Origin of the sequence: Simiduia curdlanivorans (assembly GCF_030409605.1) — a bacterium.
In the GTDB taxonomy this organism is placed as follows: Bacteria; Pseudomonadota; Gammaproteobacteria; order Pseudomonadales; family Cellvibrionaceae; genus Simiduia; species Simiduia curdlanivorans.
In genome coordinates, this window is the sequence record NZ_JAUFQG010000004.1 from 1133761 (window position 1) to 1151544 (window position 17784).

General features: G+C 49.9%; 10 protein-coding genes. 4 read left to right on the forward strand and 6 right to left on the reverse strand.

What is annotated here, in order from left to right; all coding sequences use genetic code 11:
- Positions 1-5: 5 nt before the first annotated feature.
- From QWY82_RS05290 to QWY82_RS05315, 6 genes are all read right to left on the reverse strand, one after another.
- Complete coding sequence (locus QWY82_RS05290; RefSeq protein WP_290260501.1) at positions 6-1508, reverse strand: tryptophan halogenase family protein; 1503 nt, start codon at positions 1506-1508, stop codon at positions 6-8.
- Entirely contained in the window at positions 1501-3000 is a 1500-nt protein-coding gene (locus tag QWY82_RS05295) for a tryptophan halogenase family protein (RefSeq protein ID WP_290260502.1), read from the reverse strand. The genes QWY82_RS05290 and QWY82_RS05295 overlap by 8 nt, the downstream gene beginning before the upstream one ends.
- Before the next feature lie 110 nt (positions 3001-3110).
- Positions 3111-5906: a TonB-dependent receptor gene (locus QWY82_RS05300; RefSeq protein WP_290260503.1), complete on the reverse strand. Its 2796-nt coding sequence runs from the start codon at positions 5904-5906 to the stop codon at positions 3111-3113.
- A 312-nt stretch (positions 5907-6218) separates the two neighbouring features.
- Positions 6219-7487 (reverse strand): serine hydroxymethyltransferase, encoded by a 1269-nt coding sequence (glyA, locus tag QWY82_RS05305; protein WP_290260504.1) that lies wholly within the window; start codon positions 7485-7487, stop codon positions 6219-6221.
- A 251-nt stretch (positions 7488-7738) separates the two neighbouring features.
- A complete protein-coding gene (locus tag QWY82_RS05310) occupies positions 7739-9139 on the reverse strand; it encodes a Type 1 glutamine amidotransferase-like domain-containing protein (RefSeq protein ID WP_290260505.1) in 1401 nt (466 codons plus the stop codon).
- Positions 9140-9287: 148 nt separating this feature from the next.
- Positions 9288-10664: an aspartate ammonia-lyase gene (locus tag QWY82_RS05315; RefSeq protein WP_290260506.1), complete on the reverse strand. Its 1377-nt coding sequence runs from the start codon at positions 10662-10664 to the stop codon at positions 9288-9290.
- A 505-nt stretch (positions 10665-11169) separates the two neighbouring features.
- On the opposite strand from QWY82_RS05315, the gene QWY82_RS05320 reads away from it, so the two are divergent.
- From QWY82_RS05320 to QWY82_RS05335, 4 genes are all read left to right on the forward strand, one after another.
- Positions 11170-14049 (forward strand): TonB-dependent receptor plug domain-containing protein, encoded by a 2880-nt coding sequence (locus tag QWY82_RS05320; RefSeq protein WP_290260507.1) that lies wholly within the window; start codon positions 11170-11172, stop codon positions 14047-14049.
- A gap of 135 nt (positions 14050-14184) precedes the next feature.
- Positions 14185-15675: a putative basic amino acid antiporter YfcC gene (gene yfcC / locus QWY82_RS05325; protein ID WP_290260508.1), complete on the forward strand. Its 1491-nt coding sequence runs from the start codon at positions 14185-14187 to the stop codon at positions 15673-15675.
- An 11-nt stretch (positions 15676-15686) separates the two neighbouring features.
- Positions 15687-16850 carry a beta-aspartyl-peptidase gene (iadA, locus tag QWY82_RS05330; protein WP_290260509.1) on the forward strand — a complete coding sequence of 388 codons (1164 nt, stop codon included), beginning with the start codon at positions 15687-15689 and terminating at the stop codon, positions 16848-16850.
- Positions 16851-16853: 3 nt separating this feature from the next.
- Positions 16854-17783 (forward strand): GlxA family transcriptional regulator, encoded by a 930-nt coding sequence (locus QWY82_RS05335; protein ID WP_290260510.1) that lies wholly within the window; start codon positions 16854-16856, stop codon positions 17781-17783.
- The last annotated feature ends 1 nt before the right edge of the window (position 17784 follow it).

A 17784-nucleotide genomic window follows, 5' to 3' on the forward strand; every position in this document is an offset into this window, starting at 1 on the left:
GTAACCTATTGATCTAGCAGACGTAAATTCTCTTCATGACTTGAGAAGTTCAAGCTACATCGTTGTAAAAATTGCTGTATTTTCTGATCGATATATAGATCGCCCTGTCGTGGTTGATTTGGAGCCAAATCAGGAAAGGAACCATAACCAGCTAGAAGTGCGTGCCAGGATAGGCTGGTAAAATGAGTGGAAATATCCTGGCGCGCAATTTCGGCACAAAGGTCATCTTTGTTGAACCAAGTTGAAAGCAGCTGTGCAAGTGAGTCGGAGATATTTCGATTTTCTCTATTTTCTATCCAATAATTGCTGTCGCTTCTCGTATTTAATTTGTAATGCGCAACGATATAGTCCCGCGTACGCTCGAATCGCGTACTGATACTGTTATTGTAATTTTCTCTTTGTTGCCTGTTGCAGCGATCTTTATCAAACATGGATAAAAAAAGCTCTATCGATATTTGTACCAAGTGCAGGGCGGTTGCTTCCAGTGGTTCGATAAAGCCCTGTGACAAGCCAATGGCTAAGCAATTTTTATCCCAATGCTTTTCTAGTTGTCCTACCCGCATTTTTAGGTGCCGAGCTTCAATATTATCGCTCGTGCAGTTGAGGTGCTTTCGTAATTCGCACTCCGCGCTATCCGCGTCTATGTGACTTGAGCTGTAGACATAGCCGTGTCCGATGCGATGTGCGAGCGGGATCTTCCATGCCCAGCCAGCTGAGAGCGCTGTTGATGTGGTTTCTGAAGGAATTGTTTCTGCCGTTGGTGTGGGTAGTACCACCGCGCTGTCATTGAACAGATTGTTGGCAAAAGACCTAAATCCTACGCCTAGCGATTTTTCCATCAAAAGCGATGAAAATCCTGTGCAATCGACAAAAAAGTCGCCATGGATGTGAGATTCATTATCCAAGGCGATGCTTTGTATGTCGCCAACGTCATTTTTTGTTATCGACTTAACGTGGGCAGAAATATGCTTTACGCCGTTATCTACGGCTAGGGTTGATAGAAAGTTGCCGAGTTTATGAGAGTCAAAGTGATAGCCGTACTCCATTTTGAAAGGAAAGTTTTCTGGCGTTTTAGGGCCCTTGTTGTAAGCGGCGAGTGCTCCATTGAGAAAGAAGTCATCGGGCTGGGTGTGCGTGTCTAGGCCTAATCGACGGGTGCGTGCATTTACGATAAATGCGCGTTGCGTGAATGCATCCGTTTGAGAAACGAAAGGGTGGCTGTAGCTATCGATGCCGGATTGAGGGCTCCATTGATTAAAGCGAATGTTGACTTTATAGGTTGCATTACAATATGGCATCCACGCTTTCTCATCTATTTCTAGTGCGTCGAAAAAGCGCTTCAGCGTTGGCGTCGAACCTTCGCCTACACCAATGGTAGATACATTTGGAGACTCAACTAAGGTAATGGCGACATTTTGGTTTTTTTTCCAATGGCGCGCAAATAGATTCGCTGCCATCCAGCCTGATGTTCCGCCGCCAACAATGACGATGTGGTAGGGCCTAGTCACTGGTGGCTCCACAGTAGTTGCTGAGAAAATCATCGTGACTTGGTAGCTCAGCTATCGGTGTTGATTTTATTTTTCGAATATTTTCTAGCATTTCGAATAATGCTTCGTCGGAGGGTTGATTTGCTATTGGATGGTGATCTTTAGGTGTAATGCCTTGTCCTAACATTACCTGCAACCATGAACTCTCTGCAAATAAGTCATTTTGTTCTCTAAATAATGCCCCAGTATTTTTAAAAAGTTCCATCTTGTGTCGTAGGCTATCTGGGATGTCAAGATTGCGCATGTCACGCCAAAAGCTGCTGTCTGTTCGTCGGTTTTGATAGTAATGCAAAACTATAAAATCTCGCACCTGTAAATATTCGACTTCAGATTGTCGGTTGTATTCTTTGATTGCGGTTTGGCTAACACCGGCATGGGGAAAGGTTTTAATAAACCGAACTATGGCAGATTGTATGAGATGGATACTTGTAGACTCTAAAGGTTCAAGGAAGCCACTGGAAAGGCCAACCGCAAGTACGTTGCGCGACCACTGCTTTCTGCGTCGCCCAGTGGTGAACTTAATCAATCTAGGTTCGTCGAGTGGCTTAGAGTCTAAGCGCGATAACAGTAACTCTCTGGCCTTGTCGTCATCTAAATAGCTGCTGCTATACACTAGTCCGTTGCCGTTGCGGTGTTGTAGTGGAATGCGCCACTGCCAACCAGAGCTATGGGCAATTGAGCGTGTATAGGGTAGTGTTTTTTCGCAGCGCTCCGAGGGGACGGCGAATGCGCGGTCACAAGGAAGTAAATGAGTCCAGTCGTCAAAACCGCTGCTGAGTTTTTCTTGTATGAGCAAGGCCTTGAAACCAGAGCAGTCAATGAAGAAATCGCCCTGTACGCATTTTCCATTTTCAAGTTGTAATTGTTCAACATAGCCTGTTTCGACATTTAACTGGGCATCAACCACTTTTCCTTCGGTGCGAATTACACCCATTGTCTCACTTTTTTTACGAAGAAAGAGGGCGTAAAGTGAGGCATCAAAATGGTAGGCGTAAGGAATTTCAAACAGTGGTTCAGCGCTTTTTATTTGGGCGAATTTACCTTCTTTCGCACACAGATAATTCAGGTCGTATTCCCATAGGTGAGTTTTTAATCCGAGTTTTTTTGCACGAATCCAGAAGTGATGGAAATGACAGAAGGCTAAACTTTTTCCTGGTGCTCCAAACGTGTGAAAGTAGCTACTGTCTTGATCTTTCCAACCTTCAAATTTTATCGCGAGTTTAATGGTCGCTTTGGTATCGCGTAGAAATTCGGCCTCGTTAATGCCAAGTACACTATTGACAAGTTGTATCGGAGGTATGGTGGCTTCGCCAACGCCAACAGCACCAATTTGCTCGCTTTCAACGAGTTCGACGTGTACGGCGTTGCCAAGAGTTTTTTTAATCAGTGCGGCAGACATCCAGCCTGCGGTGCCGCCACCAAGCACAACTATTTTTTTTATGGGTTTATTCACGTCCTAACCTTTGTATACGAGTCGATAGTGCCTTTTAAAGTAGCATAAAAAAGCCCCTAAGCAGCGAGCTACTAGGGGCTTTTGACTAGCTCAAACTAACAAGACGTTACTTAGATCTTGTAGTTTAGGCCGAGAAGGTAGTTCGCTCCAAAGCTTTGGTAGCGAGTAACTTGACGTGAATCGGAATCATCGGCTTGGATGGTATCCTCGTTGGTAAGGTTTTGACCTTGGAGAGTTACGCGTAAACCTTGTAACCAGCTCACACCCGACTCAGAAAAATCATAACCGATTTGGGCATCAACCAATGTGCCGCCTTGGTCTACAGTTTCAACCAATGCCAAGCTTAAGCCTCGCGTTTCGGTGGTGAATTCGCTGCGCTTGCTTGCAGCAATGCGGAATTCCCAGCCGGAGCGTTCAAAGTAAGCCGTCATCTGGTAAACACGATCGGACAAGCCAGGAACACTTGTGCCGTCATCTAATTCGCCGTCTAAGAAGGTGGCGCTACCGACTATACCGAAGCCATCCAAGCTTTCGCTGAACACATGGAAGGGTAAGCTGGCTTGCAATTCCCAACCGGTTACATCACCTGTTAAACCGTCTTCTTTCGAACTAACCATACCCAAGAATGTTGCCGGTGGTTGGCCGGTTGTGGTCTCGTGGTAACCCGGAATATAAATTGAAGAAAAATCTTCAATTGTCGAGGTATCGCGGTGCCAATTGGTGAGATCTTTGTAAAAGAAGGCAGCTGCGAAGTAGCCATCATCAACGAAATAGTTTTCGTAGCTTAAATCAAACTGATTGGCTTCAAGCGGTTTGAGTTCGGCATTGCCTTTGCTTCCGCTCCATGGGCCAGCTTGAGGGTCTGGCGTTAGGATGGCGCCATCATTGAATTGGAATGAGGCTTGAATGTTCGGACGCAGATCGTCTAGGCGTGCGCGTGACAGAGTTTTTGAAACGGCGGTGCGAATAAACTGACCGTCTGCAATTTCTAGGCTCAAGTTCAAGCTTGGCAATACGTTGGTATAGTCGGTGCCGCCATCGATAGGTGTAATCTCTACCATGCCAGGTACGCCGTCATTCGGGTCGTCGTCTCTTACTACAGTGCTAAAGCCAGTTGAATCTTGCTCAGTATGAACGACTTGCACACCAACGTTACCCGTGAGCGCCATACCGGCAACTTCAGACTCCATGTCAGCTTTAAAGAAAACTGAGGTGAGTGTTTCGTTAACTGTGTATGAGTCACCAACGCGATTTGGTTCGAAACCTGCTGCATCGGTTAGGTCGTAATAGCCACTTTTGTATAGAGCTAAGCCGTCGTACGCAAGAATGCTACCTAGACCCATAAAGGAAAGATCAGCTGTGCCCACAGTATTTGGGATAGGGCCGTCTCCAGGGTAAGTACTGGCGGTTAGGAAATAGGCATTGTTTTCTTTGGATTTGGAGCGATCAGAAACCGCAGCACCTACCTGTATGGCATTGATAATGCCCCATGAAACATCACCGTTGGCCTGTAGGCGCAAAGTGTCTAATGTTTCATCAAAGGTGGGTTCGTTTACGAAACCGTCCTGCGCATCGTCGCGACCCATACCGCCACCCCAAGCTTGTGGGCCAGCCAGCTTTATGAGGCTTGCGTCGGTATAGTCTGGGCTGGTAATGGTTGGATGGTCGCCATACATCACACCTTCGGGTGTCATGGTCCAAGAACGTGCTACACCGGCGCCTTGACCCGCTGATCCAGCACGACCAACACCTGAATAGCTTTCGATATTGGAAATGGTTTTGTCCGCTTCGCTGTGAGCGTAATCAACAACGCCAGTCCAAGCATCTGTTAGCTGGTAACTTACATTAAGGCCAACGGTGCTGAGTGTGGCTTTCTTGTTTTCGCCATCGTTGCGAATAACTGAGTGAAAGCCGTCCATGTAACCGGCCGTTGCCAAACCATCGACTACTTCGGTAATAGTGTAGTTAGCGCCGCTCCAAACTGGGCCGCCCTCTTCCAAGCCACGGAATACTTTGTCTTCTTCGAAGTCGATATAAAGGGCGTCAACCTTCACATTTAATCGATCATTGGGTTCCCACTCGAACACACCGGCTACGGATTCGCGCTTCATGAGAGCCGAACGAACAAAGGAGTCGTGGCCGCCAAGTACTTTGACTGGCTCGCCGTTGAAGGTTGCGTCTGCGTAACCCCAACCGCGGAATTGCTCTTCTTGGCTAGGAGATTCCATTGATGCGAGTGTTAGCGCTAGGCCAATGGTGTCATCCGCAAAACGGTCAACGAAGTTGAGGGATGCGCGGTGACCCTGATTATCGAAGTCAGGGTTTGCAGATTCGTTGCTATTTTGCTCCAAGCTTAGGTTAACCGCCAGGATTGGGTCGCTATCGAGAGGGCTAGCAGTGCGCAAGTCAACGATACCGCCGATACCTTGTGTTAACAGGGTAGCATCGGGTGATTTGTATACCATAACGTTAGAAATGATTTCGGTAGGGTATAGGTCGTATTCAACGCCACGGTTGTCGCCCATGCCTAGGAGCTCGCGACCATTTAAGGTGGTACCTACGTAATCTTCTTTAAAGCCGCGAACAGAAAGACCACTGGTGCGCCCGTCGCGGCGCTCGCCGGCTAAACCTGGCAAGCGAGCTAATGACTCAGCAATACTGGTGTCGGGTAGTTTACCAATATCCTCTGCAGATAAGGCTTCAACAATAGAGCTGCTGTCCATCTTCATGGCTTGTGCGCGTTGCAGCGCAGCGCGATAGCTCGCAGTGACAACAACTTCTTCTAATAACTCACCATCGTCCGCGGTTTGATCTTGCGCGTAGGCAGATGACGCGGCAAGGATGGCGGCGGACAAAAGTGTCGGCGCAAAACGCAGACTTTTACTTGGGTTATAACGGCTGCTCATAGGGTTTCCCTCAGATTACTTATTATGATCACGAATTAGCAGTGATGAGAAAACCATGCTAATGACGCAAGGCCTTGTGTCACAAGGGACTACATACGTATTCATAGCCATGCAGGCTTATGCATACGAATGCGTAACGGCATTTTTCGGCACAAGTGTACAAACCTAATGCTGAAAAGTTCTCTGAAAACAGTTTAGGCGAGAAAACTTAAGCTTGGTGGGATGAAAAGAAATGAAGGGGTAAGTTGATAGGTCAGAAACAATGAAGCCTGCTGATGCAGGCTTCATTGTTTAACACAAAGACAATGGAGATTAGATGTCGCCGTAAACGGGGAAGCGTTTACAAATATCCAGCACTTTGGTTTTCACTTCTTCAATCTTCGCCTCGGCATTGCCGCTTTCTAAGGCTTCAAGTACGTCGCACATCCAGTGGGTCAGCTGCACGGTTTCTTCTTCTTTAAAGCCGCGCGTGGTGATGGCGGGGGTGCCAACGCGCAGGCCAGAGGTGACGAAGGGCGAGCGTGGGTCGTTCGGCACGGCGTTTTTGTTCACGGTGATGTTGGCGGCGCCTAAGGCGGCGTCGGCATCTTTACCGGTGTATTCTTTGCCAATCAAATCAACCAGCATCAAATGGTTTTCGGTGCCGCCGGAAACAATCTTAATGCCGCGCTCGATGAAGGTGGCCGCCATGGCTTTGGCGTTCTTTACCACTTGTTGTTGGTAAGCCTTGTACTCGGGGCTCATGGCTTCTTTGAAGCTCACCGCTTTGGCGGCGATCACGTGCATCAAGGGGCCGCCTTGGCCGCCGGGGAATACGGCTGAGTTCAGCTTCTTCTCGATGGCTTCGTTGGCCTTGGCCAAAATCAAGCCGCCGCGTGGGCCGCGCAAGGTTTTGTGCGTGGTGGTGGTGGTGACGTCGGCAATTTGCACGGGGTTAGGGTAAACACCGGCGGCCACTAGGCCAGCTACGTGGGCCATATCGACAAATAGGTAAGCACCTACTTTGTCGGCGATCTCGCGGAAACGCTGCCAATCCATGATTTGTGAATAGGCAGAGAAGCCGGCCACAATCATCTTGGGCTTGTGTTCAACCGCCAAACGCTCAACCTCGTCGTAATCGATCACGCCGGTTTCGGTGTTGATGCCATATTGAACCGCTTTGTAGACCTTACCAGAGAAGCTAACAGAGGCGCCGTGGGTCAAGTGGCCGCCGTGTGCCAAGCTCATGCCCAGAACGGTATCGCCTGGCTCACACAGAGCGGCGTACACGGCACCGTTAGCTTGCGAACCTGAGTGCGGCTGCACGTTGGCGTAGTCGGCACCGAACAATTCTTTGGCGCGTTCGATAGCCAAAGATTCAGCCACATCCACGTATTCGCAGCCACCGTAGTAGCGCTTGCCTGGGTAGCCTTCGGCGTATTTATTGGTCAGCTTGGTGCCTTGCGCCACCATCACCATGGGGCTGGTGTAGTTTTCCGAGGCGATGAGCTCGATGTGCTCTTCCTGACGACGCTCTTCATTTTGGATAGAGGCCCATAACTCGGGGTCGTAGGAAGCAATGGTCTGTGCTTTATCAAACATGGGTAAGCCCTGTGGTAGCCTGACAATGATGAAATTTTTGAGGCGCGGATTGTACATCATTTGAACGGTTTAGGGCCGTTGAATGAGTGATTTGTACAACATTTACGGTCGTTTGTTTCCTTTAGGAAACCGAAATTTACTATAGGAAACTTTCGCCTGCAAGTGGCCGTTTTTCTTGTCAGGGGATCTCTGTGGACGAGATACAAAAAAAGGCCACCTGGGTGGCCCGTAAAGAGGAGTGCGGTAAAAATTTAGTTGTAGGGCGAGTTGATGTAGAAGTTGTTGTTGCGGCCATCAATGCCAATAGACTTAGCGCTAACGCTAGAGGCGCCGGTGTTAAGGTTGAAGGTGTCGCCCGCGCTCAGCTTGTAGCGCAGTAGGTTTTGGTACACAACCGGTAAGCCACAGCTTACTTGGGTGCGGCTGGTGTTGCCATTTTCGCGCAAGATATACACGTCACCGCTGCCATCCACGACGCCTTGGCCGCTGGCATTGAAGAAGATAGAAGTGGCTTCGTCGGCACCGATACCGGTGGTGTTAGTCGGCAGGTTTGCCATGAAGACCATGAGCCGGCCCATGCGATCGCGTTCGGCAAAGTGGGTGTCGGTAATGACTTTTTGCATGATCGGCGTGGACAGAAAGTCGCTGCTGATATTGATGTAGGGGTGGCATAAATCGGTCACCGCTTCGTCGGAGTAAACCCCCAAAATCCCATCTGGATCATAGATGTGTTGCGATTGCACAGCGTCGCCTGCTGAGGTGCCGCCGATAACGCCACCTTTCTGATACACGTGGTTAATCGCCGCCGCTAATTTGGTGCCGGCCCACTGGTTTAAGTAATCTGACTGGTCGCCACCGGCAATCCAGACAAACTCCGCGCTTTTTACTACCCACTCCACATAGGCATCGTTAGCCAAGCTTTGGCGATCGACGATTAAGGTCTCCACCGAGTCGGCATTGGTAAGGCCCTTCAGGTAACTGTTGTAGGCATCGGTGCCGCTGGTGCGCAACACGACGATGTCGCCGCCTTGGATTTGCGGCGCTACGCGATTGCTAAAGGCTGCGTCAACATCGGTGCCGCCGCCCATCAGTAATAGGCCGCCGTTACCCGAGCTTAGGCTTGGGCACTTGTCTGCCGAGGTACCGAGTATGCTGCTCGATAGCTGGCCAGGCTTGCTTGGCCGCGCGCCGTAGTTGCAGTTGTTCCCGCCGGTATCGCCACCGTCGTCGCCATTATCGAAACCAGAGACATTTAAGGTATAGCTACCTGTTCCGCGATAGCGCGTCACTTTTACATAATACCGACCGGCGCCGGTAGCGCTGGCTGAGCCTGTTTCGGTGGTGTTGCTGGTTTGAGCCGAGGCGGTATAGGAGCCGCTGCTGGGGTAAAAATACCAGTCGAAGTCATCGCCGCTGCTGTGGCTAAGAGTGATGGTTAGGTTGGCTGACTGGTTAACGTCTAGGTAATACCAGTCCACATCGCGACGGCTGGAAATGCTGCCGGCCAGTGGCGTGTCAGCGCATAAGCTACCATTGGCATTGGATTCATTATCGTTGGATTCTTGCTCGCTGGTCGTGCAAGCGAGCACGCTAAATGAGAGCCCGGCAAGCGCAAATGCGAGTGCCGTTAGTAGAGTCTTTGTCATTTTCATGTTGATGCCCTTCGTTATTGTTGTTGGGCAGAGCTACCTCTTCTGCGCCATCAAGCTTGGGAGCGATGAAATGCTATGTCCAAGACTTGGGCGCATTTTGAAAACAAATTGGTCTTTTGTTACACAAAGTTGAAAAGCGCTTAATTGATTAAGTGCTTTTCAGTAAGCCCTGCATTTGGACCCTTGATAACAGTTTTCGCTGTTGCACCAACTCAACAAAAGGAACATTGAGCTGATTAGATTCGTTAATGAGTTCACTGGTTATCTTGTAGCCCAACAGGGGGTTAAATAGCGTGGCGAGAGCGTGTGAGTGGCGTAAGTTTTTTTCACACTGGTCGGTATTTGCCTCAATCTGCTCGATGCATTTTTCACGCAGCAACTGACAGCCAATGGTGAGCCGATCCATCGCTGTAAAAAGACACTCCGCCATCAACGGCTCGAATGCATTTAGCTGTAATTGCGCCTGTTCCGCCGCCATGCATACGGCATGGTCTTTACCGATAACATCGAAAGCAATTTGATTGATGGTTTCTGGAATCACGGGATTTACCTTGCCTGGCATGATGGACGAGCCCGGTTGCATTTTTGGCAAGTGAATTTCGTTAAAACCGCAGTGTGGGCCCGAACTGAGTAAGCGTAAATCGTTGGCAATTTTCGATAGATTAATGGCTAGACGCTTTAGTGTAGAGGAGATATCCACGAGGTCGCCGGTGTCCCAGCTTGCTTGCAGTAAATCATGGCTGTGTTTAAGGCTTAGACCGGTGATCTGGCTTAAGTTGTTGAGTGCATGGGCACGAAAGTCAGCGCTGGCATTGATGCCGGTGCCGATTGCGGTACCGCCCAAATTTACATTCAATAAATGCGCGCTCGCGGCTTGAATACGGTGTTTGCACTGCGCCAAACTTTGGCCAAAGGCTGCAAATTCTTGGCCCAGCGTCATTGGTACTGCATCTTGCATTTGGGTGCGGCCAACTTTATTAATGTGGCAAAAAGCTTGGCTTTTGTTGTTGAAGCTTTGTACTAATTCGCTTAGCGCTGAAGTGAGCGTTTGGCTTTGGTAGTACAAGGCTAGGCGCAGTGCCGTAGGGTAAACGTCATTGGTTGATTGGCTGCAGTTGACATGATCGTTTGGGTGTAAATATTGGTATTCACCTTTGTTATGGCCGAGCAGCTCTAAGCCTCTGTTGGCCACCACTTCATTCACATTCATATTGGTGGACGTGCCCGCACCGCCTTGCAGCAGGCTAACGGGAAATTGATCGTGCCATTGGCCCTGAATGATTTCCTCACAGGCTTGACTTATTGCTCGTGCTAAATGTGGCGCTAGTTCAGCTGTGCGCGCGTTCGCCTGGGCGCAGGCGATTTTAATTTGTGCCATGGCCGTTAAGAGCCGCGGAAATGCAGACAGTGGCTTGCCCAATTGGGAAAAGTTTTCCAGTGCTCGTTGGGTTTGCACACCGTAGTAAACGTGGCTGTCGATAGGTCGTGAACCAATGGAATCCATTTCTAGGCGGGTACTGTTCATGTGAGGTGCTCGCAGTAGGCAGATGAGCGCCATTGTGCGCTGGTGCTGCGCCGTGTCATCTAGGCTGGCGCATATTTGAAGCAGAGTGGGAGTTGGGTGTAAAAGTGCTTTCTGGCAGCTCGCGCAGCGACTTACAGATTTGCGACACACTTGTACAAGCAGGTGCGACATGAAGCGCCTGGTTTGCATTGTCATGATCGTATAAGTGGCTGATTTTATAAGCTATTTTTACATCCCCATAGGGCTTCTGGCGGCTGCGCGCTGGATTGATCCTAGGTCAACATTGCCGTAAAACTAATAGCCATTAACAACTCGTGAGCCCACCCATGTGCTTTCAAACTTTATTAACACCGTTTTCGACGGCCTTAACGAGGGTGGCAGCGCGCTATTGCCTCAGTGAGTGGTTTGACGAGTAACGCTTCCCTGTGTGTCCTTTGTGAGCCCGTTCGCGGGCAATTTTTCCCCTGATTTTCCGACAAAACTAATAATGAATAGAGTGTGCATCATGCCAAATAAAACCTTGTTATCTCGTTCCATTCGGGCCGCTTTGGGTCTTACTGCTGTGCTAGCGGCTAACGCCGGTGCCCAAACACAGGAGACGCTTGACTCACTGGAAGAAATCTTCGTAACCGGCACTAACATTAAAGGCCTTGATTTAGAAGGCGCGGTTCAGGCGGTACAAATAAACCGCGACGATATCGTCGCCAGCGGCGCCAACTCGCTGAGCGATCTGTTTGACGAAATCTCTATCACAGGCGGCGGCACAGGTACTTTTACCACTGAAGGTTCTGGTCCTCTATCTGGCCAATCCCCGGTCGGTGCTTCCGGTATCTCTCTGCGTGGTTTGGGCACCAGTTCAACCTTGACTTTGGTAAATGGTCGCCGCGTTAGTGTTAGCTCGTTTGCTAAAGGCAGTGAGTCTTTTGTTGATACTAATAGTATTCCCTTGGCCGCTATTGAGCGGGTGGAAATTTTGCCGAGTGGGGCGTCCGCTCTGTACGGTGCCGATGCCGTTGCCGGTGTGGTGAATTTGATTTTACGGGAAGATTTTGACGGCTTTGAAGTGGATGTTAATTACGGCGATTCATGGGCGGATAGCGACGATGGCCGTTTTAATATCAACGCGGTGTGGGGCCATAGCACGGACAACACCAACACCTTGGTGGTGGTAGATTATTACAAGCGCAATGCCACCTATGAGCGCGATCGCGAAGAGACGGCTGTAACAAAGCGATTAAGCCCAGACGGTATATACCCTTCATTTAATGACGGCTACTGGATGGGTCCGCACCCTGTGTTTGGTGGCTTGGGCGATGCGATCGAGTCTGCTTGCGCAACGCCTGCGAGCGGCGAATACGGCAGTTATTGCGGGGTAAATCAGAACGACTTTTACAGTGCAGAAGGCGAGTTGGAAGCTCTAGGTGCAACGGCGCAATTCAGCGTCGATTTGTCTAACGGCGTCACCTGGTTTAACGAGTTGATGGTGCAAGATAACCACTCTAATGGCGTGTCTTCGCCAAAACCATTTAACCTGCCCGTGAGTGCATTTCACCCTGGTTGGGGCCAAGATGCGGATCTTACCGCAGGCATTTTAGCCTCTGCCGATGATGGCGGATTCGGCTCCTCCCCTAGCGATACGGTGACAGATCTTATTTTGTCTGCAGGCGATGATGTCATGACTGCCTATGGCGCGTTTCCTGATCCGCGTGCGATAGAGGTGGACACCCAATCTTATCGATTCGTGTCGGGCTTGCGCGGCGAGATTAAGGATTGGAGCTGGGAAACCGCGTTGTCTTATGGTAATAGCCAATCAACCCAAAATGCCACTGAGGGCTTTTATGTACGCGAGCTAGTGACCAATGCGTTGTTAGGGAACTTGTGTACGGACGGCAGTTTGGTAGATCAATACGACGTAAATATTATCAACCGAGAATACACCTATACGGGCAATGGCAGCTGTGAAGATGGCGGTAAATCCACGCTCTGGTACAACCCCTTCGGCGGCCAGGCCGATCAGCAAGTGGATGCGGATTTTTTCCGCACTAGGGCGACGCGCAAGGGCGAGTCTGAATTGACCACGTTCGATGCAAAAATATCGGGCACATTATTTTCATTGCCGGCCGGTGCGGTGAGTGCAGCCTTTGGTGCTGAATACCGCGAGGAGTCGGCGCAGGACACGCCTTCGGCTAACGCCTTGGCGACCGATACAAACGATGATCCGGTGTTGGGCTTCTCGGCTACGGAGGTGCAATACGACAGAGAGTTGTTTGCTGCATTTGCAGAGTTCTATGTGCCGATAACTGAAAACTTTGAAGTGCAGTTGGCGGCGCGCTTCGATGATTACAGTGACTTTGGTTCGAGCACTAACCCGAAGGTTGGCTTGCGCTACCAGCCCATAGACGAGCTAACGTTCCGCGCTAACTGGTCTACCTCTTTCCGGGCGCCAAGCTTGGCACAGGCAGGGCAAGGTACAACATTAATCGCTTACACCGCTTACTGTGATGAAAACCCGGAGTTTTCTAACACCGATTATGGCGACGGTGACTTCTGCGGCGGACAGACAAAAACTGGGACGTTAAATGCCGAGGTGGTGGCAAACGCTGAATTGCAGCCAGAAACCGCAGAAACCTGGTCGGCTGGTGTATTGTTGCGCCCTAATGACAATATTGAAATCAATATCGATTACTGGAGTATTGATTACCAAGACCTCGTGAAACTCGATGAAGATGATTACATTTTACAAACCCTAAATGGCACTAGTGCGGGTCAAGTAGTTGTGTCTGATGATTTTAGTGCTTTAGCGACGGGCACCCCCGGTCTTTTGATTGACCCTTCAGGTGAATTGTTGGACGCACATTTTCAGTTGATTAACGCCGGCTATCAAAAAACCGACGGTGTTGACCTAGCTTACACCCAATACTTTGATACCGACGCGGGCAGTTTTACGTTGACTTGGGATGCATCTTACTTAAGTAACTTCGAAGAACAGATTTCCGATAGCTCTGTAATCGAAAACTGGGCCGGCGAATTCCGTTTCCCACGCTTAAAGTCTACTGCGGCCCTCGCTTGGCGCAACGACGGTTGGCGCGCGCGTTTGTCAGCTAACTATGTGCATGGCTACCGCGACGAACTGGCTGACGTGCGCTCAGAAGTTTTGGATAACTATGGCTTAACGAAAGACGATGAAGTCAATATTCCTTCGGTGATGCTGTGGAATGGGAATCTAGGTTACGTATTTAGCAACGACTCTTACTTACAGCTAAGTGTGAAGAACTTGCTAGATAAGCGTGCGCCGGATGTGTTTGGTTCTTCGTCAAATGTTGATTACAGCAATCACTCCATCATGGGTCGCTTTGCCACACTGCGTTATAACTACGTGTTTTAATGGTCGTCTACTATTAATGGCACTTAGAAATAGCTGAGTGCTAAGTTAAACAGCTCGATTAATTAGCTTGTTATACAACGAAAGAGGTTGGCTCGCCCTTAGTAGGGTTTTAACCTACTAAGGGCGTTCATGTTTATGCAAAATTCAAAAATGCAGGAAGAGTTGACCCCAAACACCGCCCCGGTAGCCATCAGCATGCCTGATACTTGGCTAATTTTGATGGTTATTGCCTTGGTGGCTTGGTGTTTAGGTTGGTTGATCCCCGGTGGTTATTTCACCGACGCACTCATGATCGATGGTCGCAGTGTCATTGTGCCCGAATCCTTCGTCCAGTTGCCTGAAGCGCAAGGCTTGCCCTTGTTTGCAGAGGGTGGCGCTATGGGGCTTTTAAATACCTTATTTGAAGGTTTGGTTGCCGGTGATAAGTGGGGCTCCGCCATTGGCGTTTTCGCCTTCATCTTAATCACCGGTGGTGCCTTTGGTGTGGTATTTGCCACCGGTGCCGTTGACGCCGGTATTGGTAAATTGGTTGGCACAGAAACCAAATCCACGGCTTGGCTTTTGCCGACCTTGTTCTTGTTTTTCTCTCTCGGCGGTGCTGTATTTGGCATGGGTGAAGAGGCAATCCCGTTCACCTTGATGCTAGCGCCGGTGCTAGTGCGATTGGGTTATGACGGCTTGTCGGCGGTTGTGGTGACTTACCTTGCCACCCAAGTGGGTTTTGCGACCTCGTGGATGAACCCCTTTGGGGTGGCAATTGCGCAGGGTATTGCCGGCGTGCCCTTGCTATCTGGTGCACAAGTACGCTTGGCAATATGGCTGTTTTTCACAGCGCTGGGCATGCTGTGGATCTGGCGTTATGGCCGGCAATTAACAAGTGGTGTGCCCTCGCTGAGCGCGCAAACTGACACGCGTTTGGTGGCCTGCGATAACGACAACACTATCGCCACATTTAAGCGCGGCCACGGCCTCATTTTAGCGGTTTTATGTGCCGGTATTTTTTGGATGATTTGGGGCGTAACTGTGCGCCAATACTATTTGCCAGAAATTGCCAGCCAATTTTTTTGTATGGGTTTAGCCGCTGCCGCTGTTGGCGTTTGGTTTAAGTTAAATGCGATGACCGCCAACAGCGCTATCGCAGCTTTTCGGCAGGGTGCGGCGCAACTGTTGCCCGCCGCTATGGTGGTGGCCTTTGCCAAGGGTATTGTGTTATTGCTCGGTGGCGATGATCCGAATCAACCTAGTTTACTCAACACTTTATTGTTTTACGCCGCTGGTGCCTTAGGCGAGCTGCCGTCGGCGCTGACAGCTTGGGGTATGTATGTTTTTCAGAGTGTATTTAACTTCTTTGTGACATCGGGGTCAGGCCAAGCCGCGTTGACAATGCCGATCATGTCGCCATTATCAGACCTATTAGGCGTTACTCGGCAAACTGCTGTGTTGGCGTTTCAGTTGGGCGATGGCCTGACTAATATCTTAATACCTACCAGTGCGGCGTTAATGGGGTGTTTAGGCGCGGCGCAAATAGAGTGGTTAGTTTGGATTAAATTTATTTGGCGTTTTTTTCTAGTCATCTTTTGCGTCGCAAGCCTTTGCGTGATTGGCGCCAGTTTGACGGGATTCTAAGGGTTTTGGTTATGTTGTTAATAAAAAATGCGCAGGTATTCGCGCCCCAGGCCTTGGGTAATGTCGATCTGCTAATTGCTGGCGGAAAAATAGTGGCCATGGAAAAGCAGCTCAATGTCAGTGGGTTCAAGCTTGACGAGTATGACGCTGCAGGTCAGTGGCTGGTGCCCGGCTTTGTTGATTCCTTGGTGCATATCACTGGCGGTGGCGGCGAGGGTGGCTTTGCCACGCGTACGCCCGAGCTAAACGCCGTTGACGCAATCAAAGCCGGTGTTACCACAATGGTTGGGGTGTTAGGTACGGACGCTACCTGTCGCAGCCTCGGTGAGCTGTTTGGTAAAACGCAAGCGCTGAATGCGATTGGACTGCATTGTTACATGCATAGCGGCAGCTACCAATTGCCGGTACAAACCTTAACGGGTGATTTGCGCAAAGATATTATGTTGATTGAGCCTGTTATCGGCGTAGGCGAAATTGCTATTGCCGACCATCGCGGTTCGCAACCTTCGTGGCGCGAACTGGCGAGGGTTGCTAGCGACGCTAGAGTCGCAGGCATGCTTTCAGGAAAGTCCGGCGTGGTAAGTGTCCATGTTGGTGAAGATGAATCGGCGCTTGATGTATTACATGAAGTGGTGGCTAATACGGCGTTACCGATTAGTCAGTTTTATCCCACGCACATGGGTCGTAGTGACAGTTTAATCGCAAAAGGTGCGGCCTTTGCGCGCCTAGGTGGCTACCTTGATTTCACCACCAGCACCACCGACGACATTCTTGCCATGGGTGAGCGCCGCGCCAGTGAGTCAGTGCAGATTGCATTAGAAAAAGGTGTGCCGCTATCGCAAATGACGTTTTCATCAGACGCGCAAGGCTCGCTGCCGCATTTCAACGCAGCGGGTCAGCTAGATGGACTTGAGGTGGGCGGTATTGGTAGTCTTTGGGAGGAAGTGGCGCGTCTCATTGAGGCTAAGGTGTTAAGCGTTTCCGACGCTTTAAAACTGATTACCGAAAACCCGGCGCGCATTCTTGGCCTTGCACAGGGCAAAATTTCGCTCAATGGTGGCGCCGACTTCGCCATTATAGATTCCGAGCGGTTGGCAGTGTCTGGCCTTGTCAGTCGAGGTAAATGGTTAATGCGCGATAGTAAAATTTTGGCCAAGTCTATGTTTGATCGCTAACCGATGACCAGCCAGCACTTGCCCATCAGTGTTCTGTTTTACGAGCTGGCTGACAGCTCGGGGATGGCGCGCGAGGTCATGTTACAGGCTTTAGAAACAGCGAATCGCGTGTTGGGTAAACAAATATTTTCTATTGCGCAGAGCCGCGACCACAATGCGCTGCGTATGTTTTCGGGCCAGGTTGTTGTGCTCATCGGTTCAATGCTCTGGCCCAAGCGCGGGCACCAAAATGTCGACCTCAATGAATTAGTTTTACTACAGATTAAGCGCAATGTTCATGTAATGGCGCTGGGCAATGCAGTGGTACATTTAGCCGCGAGTGGTGCATTGGATGGTAAGCGGGTCTCGGCACATTGGCAGTTACTGGATAGCTTGCGCATTAAATTTCCAGCGCTTAACCCGAGCGCGGCACTATTTGAGTGGGCGCCACCCTTAACCACCTGTGCCGGTGAGTTGGCTAGTTTGCATTTAGCCTTGCATTGGATTCGTTTGTTGTGTGGCGCTGGCATCGCAACGCAAGTGGCCGATTGGCTGCAGTGCGATAAAATTCGCCAGGGTAACGAAAGGCAAAAAGTTCCCTTACAGACCCATTTAGGCTCTCAAGAGCCGAAGTTGCTAGAGGGCGTACTGCTTATGGAAGCCAATATAGAGGAGCCTCTGGCGACCAGTGAAATTGCCGATTATCTAGGCATATCACGACGTCAGCTGGAGCGCTTATTCAAAAAATATTTACAAGAAGTGCCTTCGCGCTACTATTTGAATCTTCGTTTAGATGCTGCAAAAAAACTATTGCTAGAGAGCAATCTTTCAATTGTGGAAATTGGTTCTCGCTGTGGCTTCTCTTCGGGCCCACATTTTAGTACCGCTTATCGACAGCGCTTTCAGCAGACGCCGCGCGAGGAGCGCAGTCAATTTTTAAACTCGGTGGATTAAA

Coding starts and splice junctions, on each gene's coding strand:
- QWY82_RS05300 (WP_290260503.1), bottom strand. CDS start 5,906: ATGAGCAGCCGTTATAACCCAAGTAAAAGTCTGCGTTTTGCGCCGACA.
- glyA (WP_290260504.1), bottom strand. CDS start 7,487: ATGTTTGATAAAGCACAGACCATTGCTTCCTACGACCCCGAGTTATGG.
- QWY82_RS05310 (WP_290260505.1), bottom strand. CDS start 9,139: ATGAAAATGACAAAGACTCTACTAACGGCACTCGCATTTGCGCTTGCC.
- QWY82_RS05315 (WP_290260506.1), bottom strand. CDS start 10,664: ATGAACAGTACCCGCCTAGAAATGGATTCCATTGGTTCACGACCTATC.
- QWY82_RS05320 (WP_290260507.1), top strand. CDS start 11,170: ATGCCAAATAAAACCTTGTTATCTCGTTCCATTCGGGCCGCTTTGGGT.
- yfcC (WP_290260508.1), top strand. CDS start 14,185: ATGCAAAATTCAAAAATGCAGGAAGAGTTGACCCCAAACACCGCCCCG.
- iadA (WP_290260509.1), top strand. CDS start 15,687: ATGTTGTTAATAAAAAATGCGCAGGTATTCGCGCCCCAGGCCTTGGGT.
- QWY82_RS05335 (WP_290260510.1), top strand. CDS start 16,854: ATGACCAGCCAGCACTTGCCCATCAGTGTTCTGTTTTACGAGCTGGCT.